At 43.1% G+C, this 16,944-nt stretch carries 15 protein-coding genes; 12 read left to right on the forward strand and 3 right to left on the reverse strand.

The genetic code is table 11. From position 1 onward, the window contains the following. Nucleotides 1–187: 187 nt before the first annotated feature. The 12 genes from metE (at nt 188) to dtd (ending at nt 15,059) form a co-directional block, all read left to right on the forward strand. On the forward strand, nt 188–2,437 hold the full coding sequence (gene metE, locus PG086_RS02430) for a 5-methyltetrahydropteroyltriglutamate--homocysteine S-methyltransferase (protein WP_270747668.1): 2,250 nt from the start codon (nt 188–190) through the stop codon (nt 2,435–2,437). Between the two features lie 103 nt (nt 2,438–2,540). After that, entirely contained in the window at nt 2,541–3,407 is an 867-nt protein-coding gene (metF, locus tag PG086_RS02435) for a methylenetetrahydrofolate reductase [NAD(P)H] (RefSeq protein WP_000089956.1), read from the forward strand. A 451-nt stretch (nt 3,408–3,858) separates the two neighbouring features. Beyond that, the gene (pnp, locus tag PG086_RS02440; protein ID WP_270747669.1) at nt 3,859–6,072 is read left to right on the forward strand and encodes a polyribonucleotide nucleotidyltransferase; all 2,214 of its coding nucleotides are present in this window, start codon (nt 3,859–3,861) and stop codon (nt 6,070–6,072) included. 15 nt (nt 6,073–6,087) lie between these two features. Continuing rightward, nucleotides 6,088–6,705 (forward strand): serine O-acetyltransferase, encoded by a 618-nt coding sequence (cysE, locus tag PG086_RS02445; protein WP_084875724.1) that lies wholly within the window; start codon nt 6,088–6,090, stop codon nt 6,703–6,705. 11 nt (nt 6,706–6,716) lie between these two features. Beyond that, nucleotides 6,717–7,583 (forward strand): GNAT family N-acetyltransferase, encoded by an 867-nt coding sequence (locus PG086_RS02450; protein ID WP_270747672.1) that lies wholly within the window; start codon nt 6,717–6,719, stop codon nt 7,581–7,583. Between the two features lie 4 nt (nt 7,584–7,587). Then, entirely contained in the window at nt 7,588–8,349 is a 762-nt protein-coding gene (locus PG086_RS02455; RefSeq protein WP_084853644.1) for a nucleoside phosphorylase, read from the forward strand. 43 nt (nt 8,350–8,392) lie between these two features. Then, nucleotides 8,393–9,736, forward strand: coding sequence for a cysteine--tRNA ligase (gene cysS, locus PG086_RS02460; protein ID WP_270747673.1), 1,344 nt, complete (start codon nt 8,393–8,395; stop codon nt 9,734–9,736). Next, nucleotides 9,729–10,115 carry a Mini-ribonuclease 3 gene (locus PG086_RS02465; protein WP_270747674.1) on the forward strand — a complete coding sequence of 129 codons (387 nt, stop codon included), beginning with the start codon at nt 9,729–9,731 and terminating at the stop codon, nt 10,113–10,115. The genes cysS and PG086_RS02465 overlap by 8 nt, the downstream gene beginning before the upstream one ends. Nucleotides 10,116–10,118: 3 nt before the next feature. Further along, nucleotides 10,119–10,988, forward strand: coding sequence for a PucR family transcriptional regulator (locus PG086_RS02470; protein ID WP_270747675.1), 870 nt, complete (start codon nt 10,119–10,121; stop codon nt 10,986–10,988). A 112-nt stretch (nt 10,989–11,100) separates the two neighbouring features. Beyond that, the gene (locus PG086_RS02475) at nt 11,101–12,231 is read left to right on the forward strand and encodes an ABC transporter ATP-binding protein (protein WP_000229937.1); all 1,131 of its coding nucleotides are present in this window, start codon (nt 11,101–11,103) and stop codon (nt 12,229–12,231) included. Nucleotides 12,232–12,369: 138 nt separating this feature from the next. Beyond that, nucleotides 12,370–14,586 carry a RelA/SpoT family protein gene (locus PG086_RS02480; RefSeq protein ID WP_001123776.1) on the forward strand — a complete coding sequence of 739 codons (2,217 nt, stop codon included), beginning with the start codon at nt 12,370–12,372 and terminating at the stop codon, nt 14,584–14,586. Nucleotides 14,587–14,615: 29 nt separating this feature from the next. Next, nucleotides 14,616–15,059 (forward strand): D-aminoacyl-tRNA deacylase, encoded by a 444-nt coding sequence (dtd, locus tag PG086_RS02485; protein ID WP_167266081.1) that lies wholly within the window; start codon nt 14,616–14,618, stop codon nt 15,057–15,059. Between the two features lie 30 nt (nt 15,060–15,089). Here the strand turns inward: dtd and PG086_RS02490 are convergent, their stop codons facing one another. The 3 genes from PG086_RS02490 to tpx form a co-directional block, all read right to left on the reverse strand. Then, on the reverse strand, nt 15,090–15,503 hold the full coding sequence (locus PG086_RS02490; protein ID WP_270747676.1) for a hypothetical protein: 414 nt from the start codon (nt 15,501–15,503) through the stop codon (nt 15,090–15,092). A gap of 107 nt (nt 15,504–15,610) precedes the next feature. Then, nucleotides 15,611–16,261, reverse strand: a complete 651-nt coding sequence (locus tag PG086_RS02495) for a metal-dependent transcriptional regulator (protein ID WP_270747677.1) — start codon at nt 16,259–16,261, stop codon at nt 15,611–15,613. A gap of 83 nt (nt 16,262–16,344) precedes the next feature. Continuing rightward, a complete protein-coding gene (tpx, locus tag PG086_RS02500; protein WP_000206541.1) occupies nt 16,345–16,839 on the reverse strand; it encodes a thiol peroxidase in 495 nt (164 codons plus the stop codon). Nucleotides 16,840–16,944 lie beyond the last annotated feature (105 nt).

The raw sequence follows: 16,944 nt of genomic DNA on the forward strand, positions 1-16,944 counted from the left end.
ATTCCAACTAAAATACAGCCACCAAACAAGCTATACAAAGGATTTGAGACTCTGGTCTCAAGTCCTTTTCTTTTGATCAAAATAGTGATATAGTTTCAAACTATATCAAAGCCTAATTTTTTACAATTATACAGATGATTCCTTTTCTGTTAAGATAGTTTCAACAACAAATTTTGGAGGACACATCATGTCAACTACAATCATCGGTTTCCCTCGTTTGGGCGAATTCCGCGAATTAAAATTTACAACTGAAAAATACTTTAGAAAAGAAATCTCAGAAGAAGAACTCTTGGCGGCCGCAAAAGATTTGCGTGCTAAACACTGGAATATCGTCAAAGAAAAAGGTATCACTGAAATTCCATCAAATGACTTCTCTCACTATGACAACTTCCTAGATGCAGCTTTCCTTTTCAACGTGGTACCTGCTTCAGTTCAAAACTTGGACTTGTCTGACCTTGAGCGCTACTTCGCTTTGGGTCGTGGTTACCAAGGAGAAAAAGGGGACGTTCGCGCCCTTCCAATGAAGAAATGGTTCAACACCAACTACCACTACATCGTTCCTAAGTTTGAAAAAGACACTCAAGTCAAACTTGCAGGTCACAAGATCTTCGATGAGTTCCAAGAAGCAAAAGAACTTGGATTGAACACTCGCCCAGTTCTTGTAGGTCCATTCACTTTCCTTCAATTGTCAGACTTTGAAGAAGGCGTGAAAGCAGAAGACTTCGTAGATAGCTTAGTGGCTGCTTACCAAGACGTTTTTACTAAATTGGCTGAACTTGGTGCGACTCGTATCCAACTCGACGAAGCTGCTCTTGTAAAAGATTTGACAGCTGAAGAAAAAGCTCTCTTCTTGAACCTCTACAACAAGCTTTTGGCTGACAAAAAAGGTCTTGAAGTCTTGCTTCAAACTTACTTCGGAGATGTTCGTGACGTTTACGCTGACCTTGTAAACTTGCCAGTAGATGCTATCGGTCTTGACTTCGTTGAAGGTAAGAAAACTCTTGAACTCGTTAAAGGTGGTTTCCCAGCTGACAAGACTCTTTATGCAGGTATTGTCAATGGTAAAAACATCTGGCGCAACAACTACGAAAAGAGCTTGGCCGTTCTTGAGCAAATTCCAGCTGAAAACATTGTATTGACAAGCTCATGCTCACTTCTTCATGTGCCATTTACAACTGCTAATGAAGAATTTGAACCAGCAATCTTGAACCACTTTGCCTTTGCAGTTGAAAAATTGGATGAGATTCGTGATTTGGATGCTATCCGCAATGGCCAAGGTGAAGAAGCACTTGCAGCTAACAAAGAACTCTTTGCGACTGAGCGTGTTGGTGAAAATGCTGAACTTCGTGCGCGTATCGCTGGTTTGACTGATGCAGACTACACTCGTTTGCCAGCCTTTGCAGAACGTGAAGCTATCCAAGAAGAAGCTTTCAAACTTCCAGCTCTTCCAACAACAACTATCGGTTCATTCCCTCAAACTAAAGAAGTTCGTGCTAAACGTTTGGCTTACCGTAAAGGTGAATTGTCTCAAGAAGAGTACGACGCTTTCCTTGCTGAAACGATCGATGAATGGATTAAATGGCAAGAAGATATCGACTTTGATGTCCTTGTTCACGGTGAATTTGAGCGTAACGACATGGTTGAGTACTTCGGTCAAAACTTGTCAGGTTACCTCTTCTCTAAAAATGGTTGGGTACAATCATACGGTATGCGTGGAGTTAAACCACCAATCATCTGGGGTGATGTCACTCGTCTTAACCCTATCACTGTTAAATGGTCTAGCTATGCACAAAGCCGTACAAACAAACCTGTTAAAGGTATGTTGACTGGACCTGTTACCATCCTCAACTGGTCATTCCCACGTGAAGACATCTCTATCAAGGATTCTACTCTTCAAATCGCCCTTGCTATCAAGGATGAAGTGCTTGACCTTGAAGCTGCTGGTGTGAAAATCATCCAAATCGATGAGGCTGCTCTTCGTGAAAAATTGCCACTCCGTCGTAGCGACTGGTATGAAGACTACCTTGACTGGGCAATTCCTGCCTTCCGCTTGGTACACTCAACAGTAGCGCCAGATACTCAAATCCACACTCACATGTGTTACTCAGAATTTACAGATATCATCCCAGCTATCGACAACATGGATGCAGATGTTATTTCCTTTGAAGCTAGCCGTTCAAACCTTGAAATCTTGGACGAACTCAAAGCGAAAAACTTCCAAACAGAAGTGGGACCTGGGGTTTACGATATCCACTCACCTCGTGTGCCAAATGAAGGCGAAATCGACAATACAATCGAAGCCATCCTTGCTAAAGTGCCGAGCAAGAAAGTTTGGATCAACCCTGACTGTGGTTTGAAAACACGTGGTATTCCAGAAACAAAAGAAAGCTTGATTCGCCTTGTTGAAGCAGCTAAAGCTGCGCGTGAGAAATTGTAAGATAAGGATTTCTCTAGAAGCGCTGTTTGGTCAATCTGCCTGTTTCACTTGGATTCTAGGAATCCAGCTAACGAAAAAAATCAACTAGAAAAGGATAATGACTATGTCACGCCAAACACCGTCACTCTCATTTGAAGTGTTCCCTCCAAACCCAGCCGTGGGTAATGATAAAATTATTTCTGCTCTTCAAGATATGCAGGAGTTGGCTCCCCACTTTATCAGTGTGACTGCCAGCAATAATAAATTTAATATCAAGGAAACGACGGTCCGTTTGGCCGACTTTATCCAAAATGACTTGGCGATTCCGACTATTGCTCACTTGCCAGCCATCTATTTGACCAAGGACAAGGTTGCTGAAACCATTGCTGATTTGGACAAGGTTGGAGTGCAGAAAATTTTGGCTCTTCGTGGGGATATTATTCCAGATGTGGAACCACAAAAGGATTTCCGCTACGCAACTGACTTGATCGAGTTCATCAAGGAACAAGCCCCTCACTTTGATATTGTTGGTGCTTGTTATCCAGAAGGTCATCCAGATTCACCAAATCAGATTTCAGATATTCAAAATCTTAAGAAGAAAGTGGATGCAGGCTGTTCGAGCCTTGTAACTCAGCTTTTCTTTGACAATGAGCGCTTCTATGATTTCCAAGACAAATGCATTTTGGCTGGGATTGATGTTCCTATTCATGCAGGGATTATGCCAATTCTGAATCGAAATCAGGCTCTTCGCCTCTTGAAGACTTGTGAGAATATCCATCTTCCACGTAAATTTAAGGCCATCTTAGACAAGTATGAGCATGACCCTGAGTCGCTCAGAGCAGCAGGACTTGCCTATGCGGTGGACCAAATCGTGGACTTGGTAACCCAGGATGTCGCAGGTGTGCATCTTTACACCATGAACAATGCTGAAACAGCAAAATACATCCACCAAGCAACTCATGCCTTGTTTAATCATCAGTCTCTAGGATAATAAAAAGCAAACCATTCTTCTCAGGTGAGGGGAATGGTTCCTTTTTAATGGTAAAGACCGCACTTTTTAAGAAAAATATGATAAAATAGACTCTGTACGTACTTGATACAAAGATGAGGGTATAAACAGATTTTTAACTATTCAAATCTGCTATAAAAAGGAAAAATACTAAAGAATAATATTTTTAAACTTTTCAAAGTATCTAAATAGTTGAACACGGGCTAAATCCCTAGTGAAAAAGATAGATTTCCTAGTGTGCATCGCACACTGCGTCAATCGAATGCTATCTTGTATAATTGAACCCGGCCGAAAAGCTGTGTAAAAAAGATAAACTGTCTTGTCTTCATCGAAGACTTCGTCAGTTTCCTATTTTTACTTTGCTTTTGACGTCCTTGGTATCTTGATCTTTGTAGGCAAGGCGTATAATTTCATCAATCCAAAGGGGATTAAAATGACAAAACAAGTGTTTCAAACGACTTTTGCGGGTCGTGAGTTAATTGTAGAGACTGGTCAGGTTGCTAAGCAAGCAAATGGCTCTGTTGTTGTACGTTATGGTGAGTCAACTGTCTTGACTGCTGCCGTTATGTCTAAGAAGATGGCAACTGGGGATTTCTTCCCACTTCAAGTCAACTATGAAGAAAAAATGTATGCGGCTGGGAAGTTTCCTGGTGGCTTTATGAAACGTGAAGGGCGTCCTTCAACGGATGCGACATTGACAGCGCGTTTGATTGACCGTCCAATCCGTCCTATGTTTGCGGAAGGTTTCCGTAATGAAGTACAAGTCATCAACACAGTTCTTTCTTATGATGAAAATGCCTCAGCACCAATGGCAGCTATGTTTGGTTCATCCTTGGCGCTTTCTATTTCAGATATTCCATTTGACGGACCAATTGCTGGGGTACAAGTGGGATATGTAGATGGCCAAATCATCATCAACCCTACGCAAGAACAAGCAGAGCAATCGCTCCTTGAATTGACAGTAGCTGGTACCAAACACGCCATCAACATGGTAGAGTCTGGTGCTAAAGAATTGTCAGAAGAAATCATGTTGGAAGCTCTCCTTAAAGGGCACGAAGCAGTCAAAGAATTGATTGCCTTCCAAGAAGAAATCGTTGCAGCAGTTGGTAAGGAAAAAGCAGAAGTAGAATTGCTTCATGTGGACGCTGAATTGCAAGCTGAAATCATCGCAGCCTACAACAGCGACCTCCAAAAAGCGGTTCAAGTTGAAGAAAAATTGGCTCGTGAAGCTGCAACTCAAGCAGTTAAGGACCAAGTTACTGTTGTGTATGAAGAAAAATATGCAGACCACGAAGAATTTGATCGTATCATGCGTGATGTGGCTGAAATCTTGGAACAAATGGAACACGCAGAAGTGCGTCGTTTGATCACAGAAGACAAGGTACGTCCTGACGGTCGTAAGGTTGATGAAATCCGTCCTTTGGATGCGGTTGTTGACTTCCTTCCTCGTGTGCACGGTTCAGGTCTCTTCACTCGTGGACAAACTCAGGCTCTTTCAGTCTTGACCTTGGCTCCGATGGGTGAAACTCAAATCATTGATGGTTTGGATCCAGAGTACAAGAAACGCTTTATGCACCACTATAACTTCCCACAATACTCTGTTGGGGAAACTGGTCGTTACGGTGCGCCAGGTCGTCGTGAAATCGGTCACGGTGCTCTTGGTGAGCGTGCCCTTGCTCAAGTCTTGCCAAGTTTGGAAGAATTCCCATATGCTATCCGCTTGGTAGCTGAGGTCTTGGAATCAAATGGTTCTTCATCTCAAGCTTCTATCTGTGCGGGAACTCTTGCCCTTATGGCTGGTGGTGTGCCAATCAAGGCGCCAGTAGCAGGGATTGCCATGGGTCTCATCTCAGATGGAAACAACTATACAGTCTTGACAGATATCCAAGGTTTGGAAGACCACTTTGGAGATATGGACTTTAAGGTTGCAGGTACTCGTGACGGGATTACAGCCCTTCAAATGGATATCAAGATTCAAGGAATCACTGCAGAAATCTTGACTGAAGCACTTGCTCAAGCCAAGAAAGCGCGTTTTGAAATCCTTGATGTGATTGAAGCAACCATTCCAGAAGTTCGTCCAGAATTGGCTCCAACTGCTCCGAAAATTGATACCATCAAGATTGATGTGGACAAAATTAAGATTGTCATCGGTAAGGGTGGAGAAACCATTGATAAGATTATCGCTGAAACTGGCGTTAAGATTGATATCGACGAAGAAGGTAATGTTTCTATCTACTCTAGCGACCAAGATGCTATCAACCGTACCAAAGAAATCATCGCTGGCTTGGTTCGTGAAGCCAAAGTGGATGAAGTTTACCATGCTAAGGTTGTTCGTATCGAGAAATTTGGTGCCTTTGTCAACCTCTTTGATAAGACAGATGCACTTGTGCACATTTCTGAAATGGCTTGGACGCGTACCAATAATGTCGAAGACTTGGTGGCTATTGGAGACGAAGTCGATGTCAAAGTTATCAAGATTGATGAAAAAGGACGTGTTGATGCTTCTATGAAGGCGCTTCTTCCTCGTCCGCCAAAACCTGAGCATGATGAAAAAGGCGAAAAGTCTGAGCGACCTCACCGTCCACGTCATCACAAGGACCACAAACCTAAGAAAGAATTCACAGATACGCCAAAAGATTCAGAATAAGAAAAGGAGAAATGTATGGGATGGTGGCGCGAAACCATTGATATTGTAAAAGAAAATGATCCAGCGGCACGCAACAGTTTGGAAGTTTTGCTGACTTATCCAGGTGTCAAGGCCTTGGCTGCCCACCGTCTCTCGCATTTTCTCTGGAAGCATGGCTTTAAACTCCTGGCTCGTATGCACAGTCAGTTTTGGCGCTTTTGGACTCAAATCGAGATTCATCCAGGTGCCCAGATTGATTCAGGTGTCTTTATCGACCATGGTTCAGGCTTGGTGATTGGAGAGACGGCGATTGTTGAAAAAGGCGTTCTGCTCTATCATGGAGTGACTCTCGGTGGGACAGGAAAAGACTGTGGCAAACGCCATCCAACCGTTCGTCAGGGTGCCCTTATATCAGCACATGCCCAAGTTATTGGTCCTGTAGAAATTGGTGCAAATGCCAAGGTCGGTGCTGCTGCAGTAGTCGTGGCAGACGTACCTAGTGATGTGACAGTTGTTGGTATTCCGGCTAAGATCGTCCGAGTTCATGGACAGAAGGATGAGCCAACGATCCACGAAGTCGAAGAAAAACGAGAGTACTACGTCAATAAACTCGAGCAGGCTAAAGAAGCCAGTCACAGATCGTCGGGGTTGTAGAGGTTACCTATATGATTCAAGCAAGAAACAAGTTAAGCCAAGAGGAGTTATCTGAGGCGAAAAAACTAATTGACTGTTGCCAAGCCTATGATGGAACTTATCGTGATCCCTATCTTTTTAACATGCTTAATTTTGACCCAAACATGCCCGCCTTTTTCCTTTATTATGAAAAAGGCGAACTTGTTGGTCTCTTAACTGTCTATGCGGATGATCAAGACGTGGAAGTGACGATACTGGTTCATCCAGATCATCGTCGTCAGGGAATTGCGCGTGCTTTGTTTACGAGTTTTGAGAAAGAAACGGCTCCTTTCCCTATTCGTTCAGTTACTTTTCAGACAGAACGTATTTTTCTAGAGCGTCATCCTGATTTTGTCAGCAACTGGGGATTGGTCGAGGATGAAGATACAGAAACCTGGTTAGGTAAGGATAGAAGACCTTATCCGTTAGCAAAGCTTTCCAATCTTGAAGTTTTGTTAGCAGATAGTTCATATCAGGAGCAAATTAGCCAGTTAAAATTTCAGGCATTTTCAGAGGAGCATGAATTGAGAGAAGTTGTGGATAGATATGTCGCCGAAGCTCTGAAGGATCCAGAAAGTCGTCTATATATTTTATTAAAAGACGGTCAGGTTATTGGGACTTGTACGGTAGATTTATCGACTAATACAAATTACCTCTATGGTTTGGTAATATCGGAACCTGAACGTGGAAAAGGCTATGGAAGCTACTTCGTAAAATCTCTTATCAACCAACTGATTGAGCAAAATGATAAGGAATTTCAGATTGCAGTAGAGGACAGCAACGTAGGTGCCAAGCGCTTGTATGAAAAAATCGGCTTTGTCAAACAGACACAGGTAGTTTATCTGAATGAGAAAGAGTAGAAAAATGCTATTAGAAGAATTCGAAAATGTACCTGCTGTTATCGAACCAACTGATCGAAGTATTCGTGGTGGTGGAGAAATCTGTGACACGATTATTTTATCTTTTAATGGAGAAATCGTTGAACGAGTAAAGCAGTTTGAAGATGTTTACGAAGGTGGCTATCTAACCAATCTAAATGGCAGACTTCCATGGTATATCTATGAAAAAGATGGGAGTAAGGTAGCAGTTGCTATAGCTACGATTGGAGCCCCGATGGTTGTTGGACTCTTAGAAGAACTCAAAGCAAGAGGATTTAAGAACTTTATTGTTTTGGGTTCTTGCGGAGTTCTAGATCAGTCTATTCAGGCAGATAAGATTATTCTACCAAGTTCAGCTCTACGTGATGAAGGTACAAGTTACCATTACGCTCCTGCAAGTGATGAGATAGCTTATGACGAAACTCTCCTCTTAACCATGGAAGAAGCTTTGAACAAATCTGGTATTGAGCACATTCGAACAAAGATTTGGACCACAGATGCTTTCTATCGTGAAACAGCCGATAAGGTCAAACGTAGATTAGCAGCAGGTGCGACTGTTGTGGATATGGAAGCTTCTGCAATCATGGCTTGGACGCAATTTCGACAAGCAAAAGTCTATCAATTTTTTTATACGGCTGATTATGTTGACCATCACAATCATGAGTGGGATGCAAGACATGAAGAAAGAAAAGCAGATGCTATGACTTTCTTTGAGATAGCCTTAGTAATTGCTAGAGAGTTGGATTGAAATGACTCTTTACGATAAACAAGAAACAGAAAGGAGACAGTGAGTGATTAAAATCTATGACACCATGTCTCGTGATTTGCGAGAATTTGTCCCTATCGAGGACGGCAAGGTTAAGATGTATGTCTGTGGGCCAACCGTCTATAACTATATCCACGTGGGGAATGCTCGTTCAACAGTAGCCTTTGATACTATTCGTCGCTACTTTGAGTACCGTGGTTATGAGGTTGCCTATATTTCCAACTTTACGGATGTGGATGATAAGATTATTAACCGTGCCAAGGAAGAAGGCATCACGCCTCAGGAGGTTGCGGATAAGTACATCGCTGCCTTTCGTGAGGATGTGACAGCCTTGGGCGTGAAACCTGCGACTCGCCATCCACGTGTAGTAGAGTTTATGGCGGACATCATCCGTTTTGTGGAAGACTTGATCGAGAAAGGCTTTGCCTATGAGAGTCAAGGGGACGTTTACTTCCGTGTGGAAAAATCCCACAACTATGCTAAATTGGCCAATAAAACCTTGGAAGATTTGGAGCTGGGTGCTTCAGGTCGTACAGATGAAGAGACAGCTCGCAAGGAAAATCCTGTAGACTTTGCCCTTTGGAAAGCTGCAAAACCGGGCGAGATTTCTTGGGATAGTCCTTGGGGACCTGGTCGTCCGGGTTGGCACATCGAGTGTTCGGTCATGTCGACAGAGATTTTGGGCGATACCATTGATATTCACGGTGGTGGAGCCGACCTTGAGTTTCCGCATCATACCAACGAAATTGCCCAGTCAGAAGCCAAAACAGGCAAGACTTTTGCGAACTACTGGATGCACAATGGTTTTGTCAATATTGACAATGTCAAGATGTCTAAATCCTTGGGGAATTTCATCACAGTCCATGATGCCCTCAAAACCATTGATGGTCAAGTGTTGCGTTTCTTCTTTGCGACTCAGCATTACCGTAAACCAATCAACTTTACTGAAAAGGCAGTGCGTGATGCAGAGACCAATCTCAAATATCTGAAGAACACTTACGAGCAACCATTTTCTGGGACTGTAGATGCTCAAGAGTTACAGGACTTTAAAGAAAAGTTTATAGCAGCTATGGATGAGGACTTTAACTCTGCCAACGGTATCACAGTTGTCTTTGAGATGGCCAAGTGGATCAACTCCGGCAACTATGATGCAAGTGTTAAAGAAGCTCTTGCGGCTATGTTAGAAGTCTTTGGAATTGTCTTTGTTGAGGAAGTTTTGGATGCAGACATTGAAGCCTTAATCCAAAAACGTCAAGAAGCGCGTGCTAATCGTGACTTTGCGACAGCAGACCAAATCCGTGATCAATTAGCGGCTCAAGGAATTAAGCTCCTTGACACCAAGGATGGAGTGAGGTGGACTCGTGATTGATGTCAATCTCATTAACGGGATTGCGCTAGCTTTTGAGGGAGATGCAGTTTACTCCATGTATATCCGTCGCCATCTCATCCGTAAAGGCATGACCAAACCCAACAAACTCCACCAAGAGGCGACCAAGTATGTCTCAGCCAAGGCTCAGGCTCGCCTGATTGCCCTCATGTTGGAGGAGCAAGTCCTGACGGAAAAAGAAGAAGAAATCTACAAACGTGGCCGCAATACCAATAGTCACACAAAGGCTAAAAATGCAGATGTCGTGACTTATCGTATGTCCACGGGATTTGAGGCGGTCATGGGCTATCTCCATCTGACTGAAAATCTGGAGCGTCTAGAGACCTTGATTTCTTGGTGCATCCAAAAAGTGGAGGGCTAGGATATGATTGCAAAGGAATTACAGAACTGGTTTCCTGAAGCTCAGATTTCAGATCAGCCGATTGAGAAACCAGGCTATCTTACTCTCCCTTTAGCTTCTCAGCAGTGGATTTTACTAGAGGAAGCTGGGCTCAGCGAGCGTGAAAAGCAGCTGGTTGCCCTTTTGACCCAGCAGGAGCAGGCTCGTTCGCTCAATCCTTGGTATCCCTATCTGATTGAGGGAAAGGGGCAGGCACCGCAAGCTTTCAAAAAGATTCAATTGGTTTATTTCCATCTGTCTTATTACCAACAGGAAAATCTGGCCTCTTGGCTGGATATGATGCGGACTCTTTTTCCCAACTGTCAGACGGTGCTGCAGGTCGGTTCTCAGGATTATGTATTTGTGCTTCAACAAGATAAATACAGCTCTGTTCGCTCAATTTTATCTGATACGATTGAAGCGGTTGAGTATGACTTTGGTCTTCGTCTGTCTATCATGTTGGGGCAGGTTTGGTCTCAGACAGGCCATCAAGCCCTATCAGACTTAATCAAAGCAGAGCGAGATTTGTTTAAGACATGGTGGCGTCAGGGGCATCAAGGCGTTCATACCTTTTCACAGCTCTATCTTTGGAGTATGGGAGAAAGACTAGTGGACCTGAGAGTCATTAAAGAATGCTTGCACCAGATGATTTTGGATCAGGACCAGATTCAGGAAATCATTCTCTCCCTTTGGGAAAATAGTGCTGTCCTAACTAAAACAGCCCAGCAACTCTATCTGCACCGCAACTCTCTCCAATACAAGATTGATAGATGGGAAGAATTGACAGGGCTTCAGTTGAAGGAGTTGACGGATCTCACCCTTTGTTATCAGTTGATTTTACCAGATATTCTCTAAAGTTTTGTGCAAGTTGCACAGAACTTTTTTATTTTTTTGGTCACCTTGCCATAGAAAAGTAAAGCGTTTTCATCTATAATAAGACTATCAAAAGACAAAAGGAGTTTACCTCATGGTAGAATTGAATCTTAAAAATATTTACAAAAAATATCCAAACAGCGAACACTATTCAGTTGAAGACTTCAACTTGGACATCAAAGATAAAGAATTTATCGTTTTCGTAGGTCCTTCAGGATGTGGTAAATCAACAACTCTTCGTATGATTGCTGGTCTTGAAGACATTACAGAAGGTACTGCATCTATCGATGGCGTGGTTGTCAACGACGTGGCTCCAAAAGACCGTGACATCGCCATGGTATTCCAAAACTACGCTCTTTATCCACACATGACTGTATATGACAACATGGCTTTCGGTTTGAAATTGCGTAAATACAGCAAGGAAGATATCGACAAACGTGTGCAAGAAGCAGCAGCAATCCTTGGTTTGAAAGAATTCTTGGATCGTAAACCTGCTGACCTCTCAGGTGGTCAACGCCAACGTGTTGCCATGGGTCGTGCCATCGTCCGTGATGCAAAAGTGTTCTTGATGGACGAACCTTTGTCAAACTTGGATGCCAAACTTCGTGTATCGATGCGTGCTGAAATTGCGAAAATCCACCGTCGTATCGGAGCTACAACTATCTACGTAACCCACGACCAAACAGAAGCGATGACTCTTGCAGACCGTATCGTTATCATGTCAGCAACTAAGAACCCAGCTGGTACAGGTACTATCGGACGTGTTGAACAAATCGGAACTCCTCAAGAAGTTTACAAAAACCCAGTTAACAAATTTGTAGCAGGATTTATCGGAAGCCCAGCTATGAACTTCATCAATGTGAAATTAGAAGGCAATGAAATTGTTTCTGACGGTTTCCGCTTGAAAGTGCCAGAAGGTGCTTTGAAAGTTCTTCGTGAAAAAGGCTATGAAGGTAAAGAATTGATCTTCGGTATTCGTCCAGAGGACGTGAATGCAGAACCTGCTTTCCTTGAAACATTCCCAGAATCAGTTGTCAAAGCTACTATCTCAGTATCAGAATTGCTTGGTTCAGAATCTCACCTTTACTGCCAAGTTGGTAAAGACGAATTTGTTGCAAAAGTGGATGCTCGTGACTACTTGCAAACAGGTGCAACAGTTGAACTTGGATTTGACTTGAACAAAGCACACTTCTTCGACGTAGAAACTGAAAAAACAGTCTACTAAGCAAATGAAATGTCAAAACACTGCTAGAGAAATCTGGCAGTGTTTTTTTAATGATTGGTATTGGCATAAAAACAGGCTTTTCTAGTTTTCATATCCTTAAAAAAGTGATAAAATGGTAGGAAGAATTGGAGAGTATAGATGCCGAAAGAAGTGAATTTGACGGGCGATCAGGTAGTCGCTTTAACGAAAGAATATTTAACAAAGGAAGACGTTGCTTTTGTACAAAAAGCATTGATTTACGCAGTTGATTGTCATAGTGGGCAGTTTCGGAAATCAGGTGAGCCCTATATTATCCATCCCATTCAGGTTGCAGGCATTCTAGCTAAGCTCAAGCTGGATGCCGTAACCGTTGCCTGTGGTTTTTTGCATGATGTGGTTGAGGATACAGATGCGACACTGGATGATCTGGAGCGGGAATTTGGTCATGATGTTCGAATTATCGTTGATGGGGTGACCAAGCTTGGTAAGGTTGAGTACAAATCACTCGAGGAACAATTGGCTGAAAATCACCGCAAGATGCTTATGGCCATGTCAGAGGATATCCGTGTTATCTTGGTTAAATTATCGGACCGTTTGCACAATATGCGGACTCTCAAACACCTGCGAAAGGACAAGCAAGAACGGATCTCCAGAGAAACCATGGAAATTTACGCACCACTTGCTCATCGTCTAGGGATTTCCAGTGTCAAGTGGGAGTTGGAAGATCTATCTTTCCGTTATCTCAATCCAACTGAGTTTTACAAGATCACCCACATGATGAAGGAAAAACGCAGAGAACGTGAGGCTCTGGTCGACGAAGTCGTAACCAAGTTGGAAGAGTATGCTACCGAACGCAATCTCAAAGGGAAAATCTATGGTCGTCCTAAGCATATCTATTCGATCTACCGCAAGATGCAGGATAAGAAGAAACGCTTTGAGGAAATTTATGACCTGATTGCCATTCGCTGTATCTTAGATACCCAGAGTGATGTCTATGCTATGCTGGGTTATGTGCATGAACTTTGGAAACCTATGCCAGGCCGCTTCAAAGACTATATCGCCAATCGTAAGGCCAATGGTTACCAGTCTATCCATACAACCGTTTATGGGCCAAAAGGGCCGATTGAATTCCAGATTCGGACCAAGGAAATGCACGAAGTGGCTGAGTACGGGGTAGCAGCTCACTGGGCATATAAGAAAGGCATTAAAGGGCAGGTCAACAGCAAGGAATCTGCTATTGGGATGAACTGGATCAAGGAGATGATGGAGCTCCAAGACCAGGCTGATGATGCCAAGGAATTTGTGGACTCTGTTAAAGAAAACTATCTGGCAGAGGAGATTTACGTCTTTACTCCTGATGGTGCGGTTCGCTCCCTTCCAAAAGATTCAGGACCGATTGACTTTGCCTATGAAATCCACACCAAAGTCGGTGAAAAAGCGACTGGTGCCAAGGTCAATGGCCGTATGGTTCCACTGACAACCAAACTCAAGACAGGGGATCAGGTTGAAATTATCACCAACCCCAACTCCTTTGGTCCGAGTCGTGACTGGCTCAACATGGTCAAGACTAGCAAGGCACGCAACAAGATTCGTCAGTTCTTTAAAAATCAAGACAAGGAATTATCCGTTAACAAGGGCCGTGAAATGTTGATGGCCCAGTTCCAAGAAAACGGCTATGTAGCCAATAAGTTTATGGACAAGCGTCATATGGACGAGGTTCTTCAAAAGACCAGCTACAAGACAGAGGAGGCTCTCTACGCAGCCATTGGTTTTGGAGAAATTGGCGCTATTACCGTCTTTAACCGTTTGACCGAAAAGGAACGCCGTGAGGAAGAGCGTGCCAAGGCCAAGGCGGAAGCAGAAGAGCTTGTCAAAGGTGGCGAAGTTAAAGTCGAGAACAAAGAAACCCTCAAGGTTAAGCATGAGGGTGGTGTGGTCATTGAAGGTGCTTCAGGACTCCTCGTTCGTATTGCCAAGTGTTGTAATCCAGTTCCGGGTGACGACATTGTCGGCTACATTACTAAGGGACGAGGTGTAGCTATTCACCGTGTGGACTGTATGAATCTCCGTGCCCAAGAAAACTATGAGCAACGTCTCCTTGATGTGGAGTGGGAAGATCAATTCTCAAGCAAGGAATACACCGCCCACATCGATATCTATGGTCTTAACCGTACAGGGCTCTTAAATGATGTTCTGCAAGTTCTCTCCAACACAACTAAGAATATTTCAACCGTTAATGCTCAACCAACCAAGGATATGAAATTTGCTAATATCCATGTCTCCTTTGGTATTTCCAACCTCTCTACACTGACCACAGTCGTGGACAAGATTAAGAGTGTGCCAGAGGTTTACTCTGTCAAACGGACCAACGGCTAATTCTCCTAGCTCTTACTAGAAAGGCTATTATGAAAATCATCATTCAACGAGTCAAGAAAGCCCAAGTGATTATCGAAGGTCAGGTTCATGGGAAAATCAATCAGGGACTTTTATTACTGGTCGGTGTTGGCCCAGAGGACCAAGAGGAAGATCTGGACTATGCTGTGAGAAAGCTCGTCAACATGCGGATTTTTTCTGATGCAGAAGGCAAGATGAATCTGTCTGTCAAGGATATTGAAGGAGAAATCCTTTCTATTTCCCAGTTTACCCTCTTTGCAGATACCAAGAAAGGCAATCGTCCAGCTTTTACAGGTGCTGCCAAGCCGGATATGGCAACTTCCTTCTATGATACTTTCAACCACAAGCTAGCTCAGGAAGTACCTGTTCAGACAGGTATCTTTGGAGCGGATATGCAGGTTGAGCTGGTTAATGATGGACCAGTCACCATCATTCTTGATACTAAAAATAGATAAGAAAACCAAGCCAGCTGGCTTGGTTTTTGTTTATAGACACTCCCATAAAGAGGTATGTCTGTTGTAAAAGTCGGGATAGTTTTCTCTTAGGTTGCTAGCCGTTATATAATATAAAGTAGAATGACAACCAGTGACGATTGGCATAAGAGAGGAAAGTCGCTGAGAACTAGCGAAGGCTAAGAGGACAAATAATAGAAAATCGCTGATGACTACTCCTAAATAGTAGAAGCGAAACTTTTTATTTATTTGAGGATAAATCTCAACGAAATGATGTTTGAGTCGGTTGACCAAGCGAAATAGCAGTAGTCCCTGAGCAAGGATGAAAATAAAACCAGAGAGCAGGAGCCAGTCTACAGAGAGATCGGTTTTGGAGATAAAAATTGCTAATAGTAGCAAATCGCTGACTGCAATGGCTGCAAAATGGATTCTAAAGAGCTTTTTCATAGGAAGACCTCCCTCTTTTATCTAGCTTCATTCTACACCAAACGAATGGGACTTACAAGCAAAATAATAAAAAATCCCCGAAAGGAATTTCTTTCAGGAATAAGGGCTTAGTTGATTTTTTCGACATAGAGTTGTTTGGCGATATCGATGCTAACTTGGAGATCTTCACCTTTGTTGACCAGTGTAAAGGTATTGGAAAAATTATCAAACTGCTTGACTTGGAGTTGGTCACCGATATGAATCTCATGCTTTTCTAAGTATTTGAGCAGATCAAAGCTATCGTGAACGCGAGTCAGGAGGTAGGTACCAGCTTCCTGGATAGCCGCTAGTGGTAAGTTGTTGATTTCGACCAAGAGTTCTCCCTCGGCTGGGATGGTTCCTCCGTGGGGGCAGGTTTTAGGGAAGCCAAGCAGTTTATCCAGTCTCTCTACGAAGAGGTCGGATACAGTGTGTTCTAGGACCTCAGCTTCTTCGTGGATTTGATCGCTAGTATAGTCTAGATGGTGAACTAGAAAGACTTCAATCAAACGGTGTTTACGATAGAGCTCAGAGACCAGTTTGAGGCCAATATCTGTCAATAGATAGCCGTTCTCCTTATCCTTGAGGATGAGATTTTCACTTTTCATGCGTTTGATCATCTCTGTTACGGCAGGTGGAGAGACTTGCATACGGGCAGCAATTTCCTTATTGGTGATTTTTTGAATTTCCGTACCGATTTCATAAATACATTTTAGGTAGTCTTCTTTATTTGGCGTCATTCGTTTCCTCTTGTCTTTTCTCTCCATCTAGTATATCAAAAAAAGCTAGATTTCTCTAGCCTTCTGCCCTAATGGCTTTGATTTTAGTCCAGTTCTTTCACTGCAGCAATGGCAGCTTCAAAGTCTGGTTCCGTGTTGATGTTGTCAACGTATTCTACGTAACGGATGACATTGTCAGTATCGAGAACAAAGACGGCACGTGCGAGGAGATGCCATTCGTTAATCAAAAGGGCATAATCGCGCCCGAAAGAATGGTCAAAGTAGTCTGATAGCATGATGGCATTGTCAAGACCTTCAGCCCCACACCAGCGTCCTTGGGCAAATGGTAGGTCCATAGAAACGGTAAGAACGACGGTGTTGTCAAGGTTGGCAAGTTCTTGGTTGAATCGACGTGTTTGCGTTGAGCAGACACCAGTATCGATAGAAGGGACAACACTCAAGACTTTTTTCTTTCCATCAAAGTCAGCTAGCGTTTTTTTAGAGAGATCGGTTGTTGTAAGAGAAAAGTCAAGTGCCTTGTCTCCGACTTGCAGTTGTTTACCTGTAAAAGTTACAGGATTTCCGAGAAAAGTGGTCATGAAACTACTCCATTCTTTTTCTTTTATTTTACCGAGAATTGTCAGATTTTTCCAATGATTTGACCGGAAATTAAGTGATAAAAAAACGCCCATTCACGTGAGAAT

The sequence above is a fragment of the Streptococcus halitosis genome, from assembly GCF_027691175.1.
GTDB classification, from domain to species: Bacteria; Bacillota; Bacilli; order Lactobacillales; family Streptococcaceae; genus Streptococcus; species Streptococcus halitosis_A.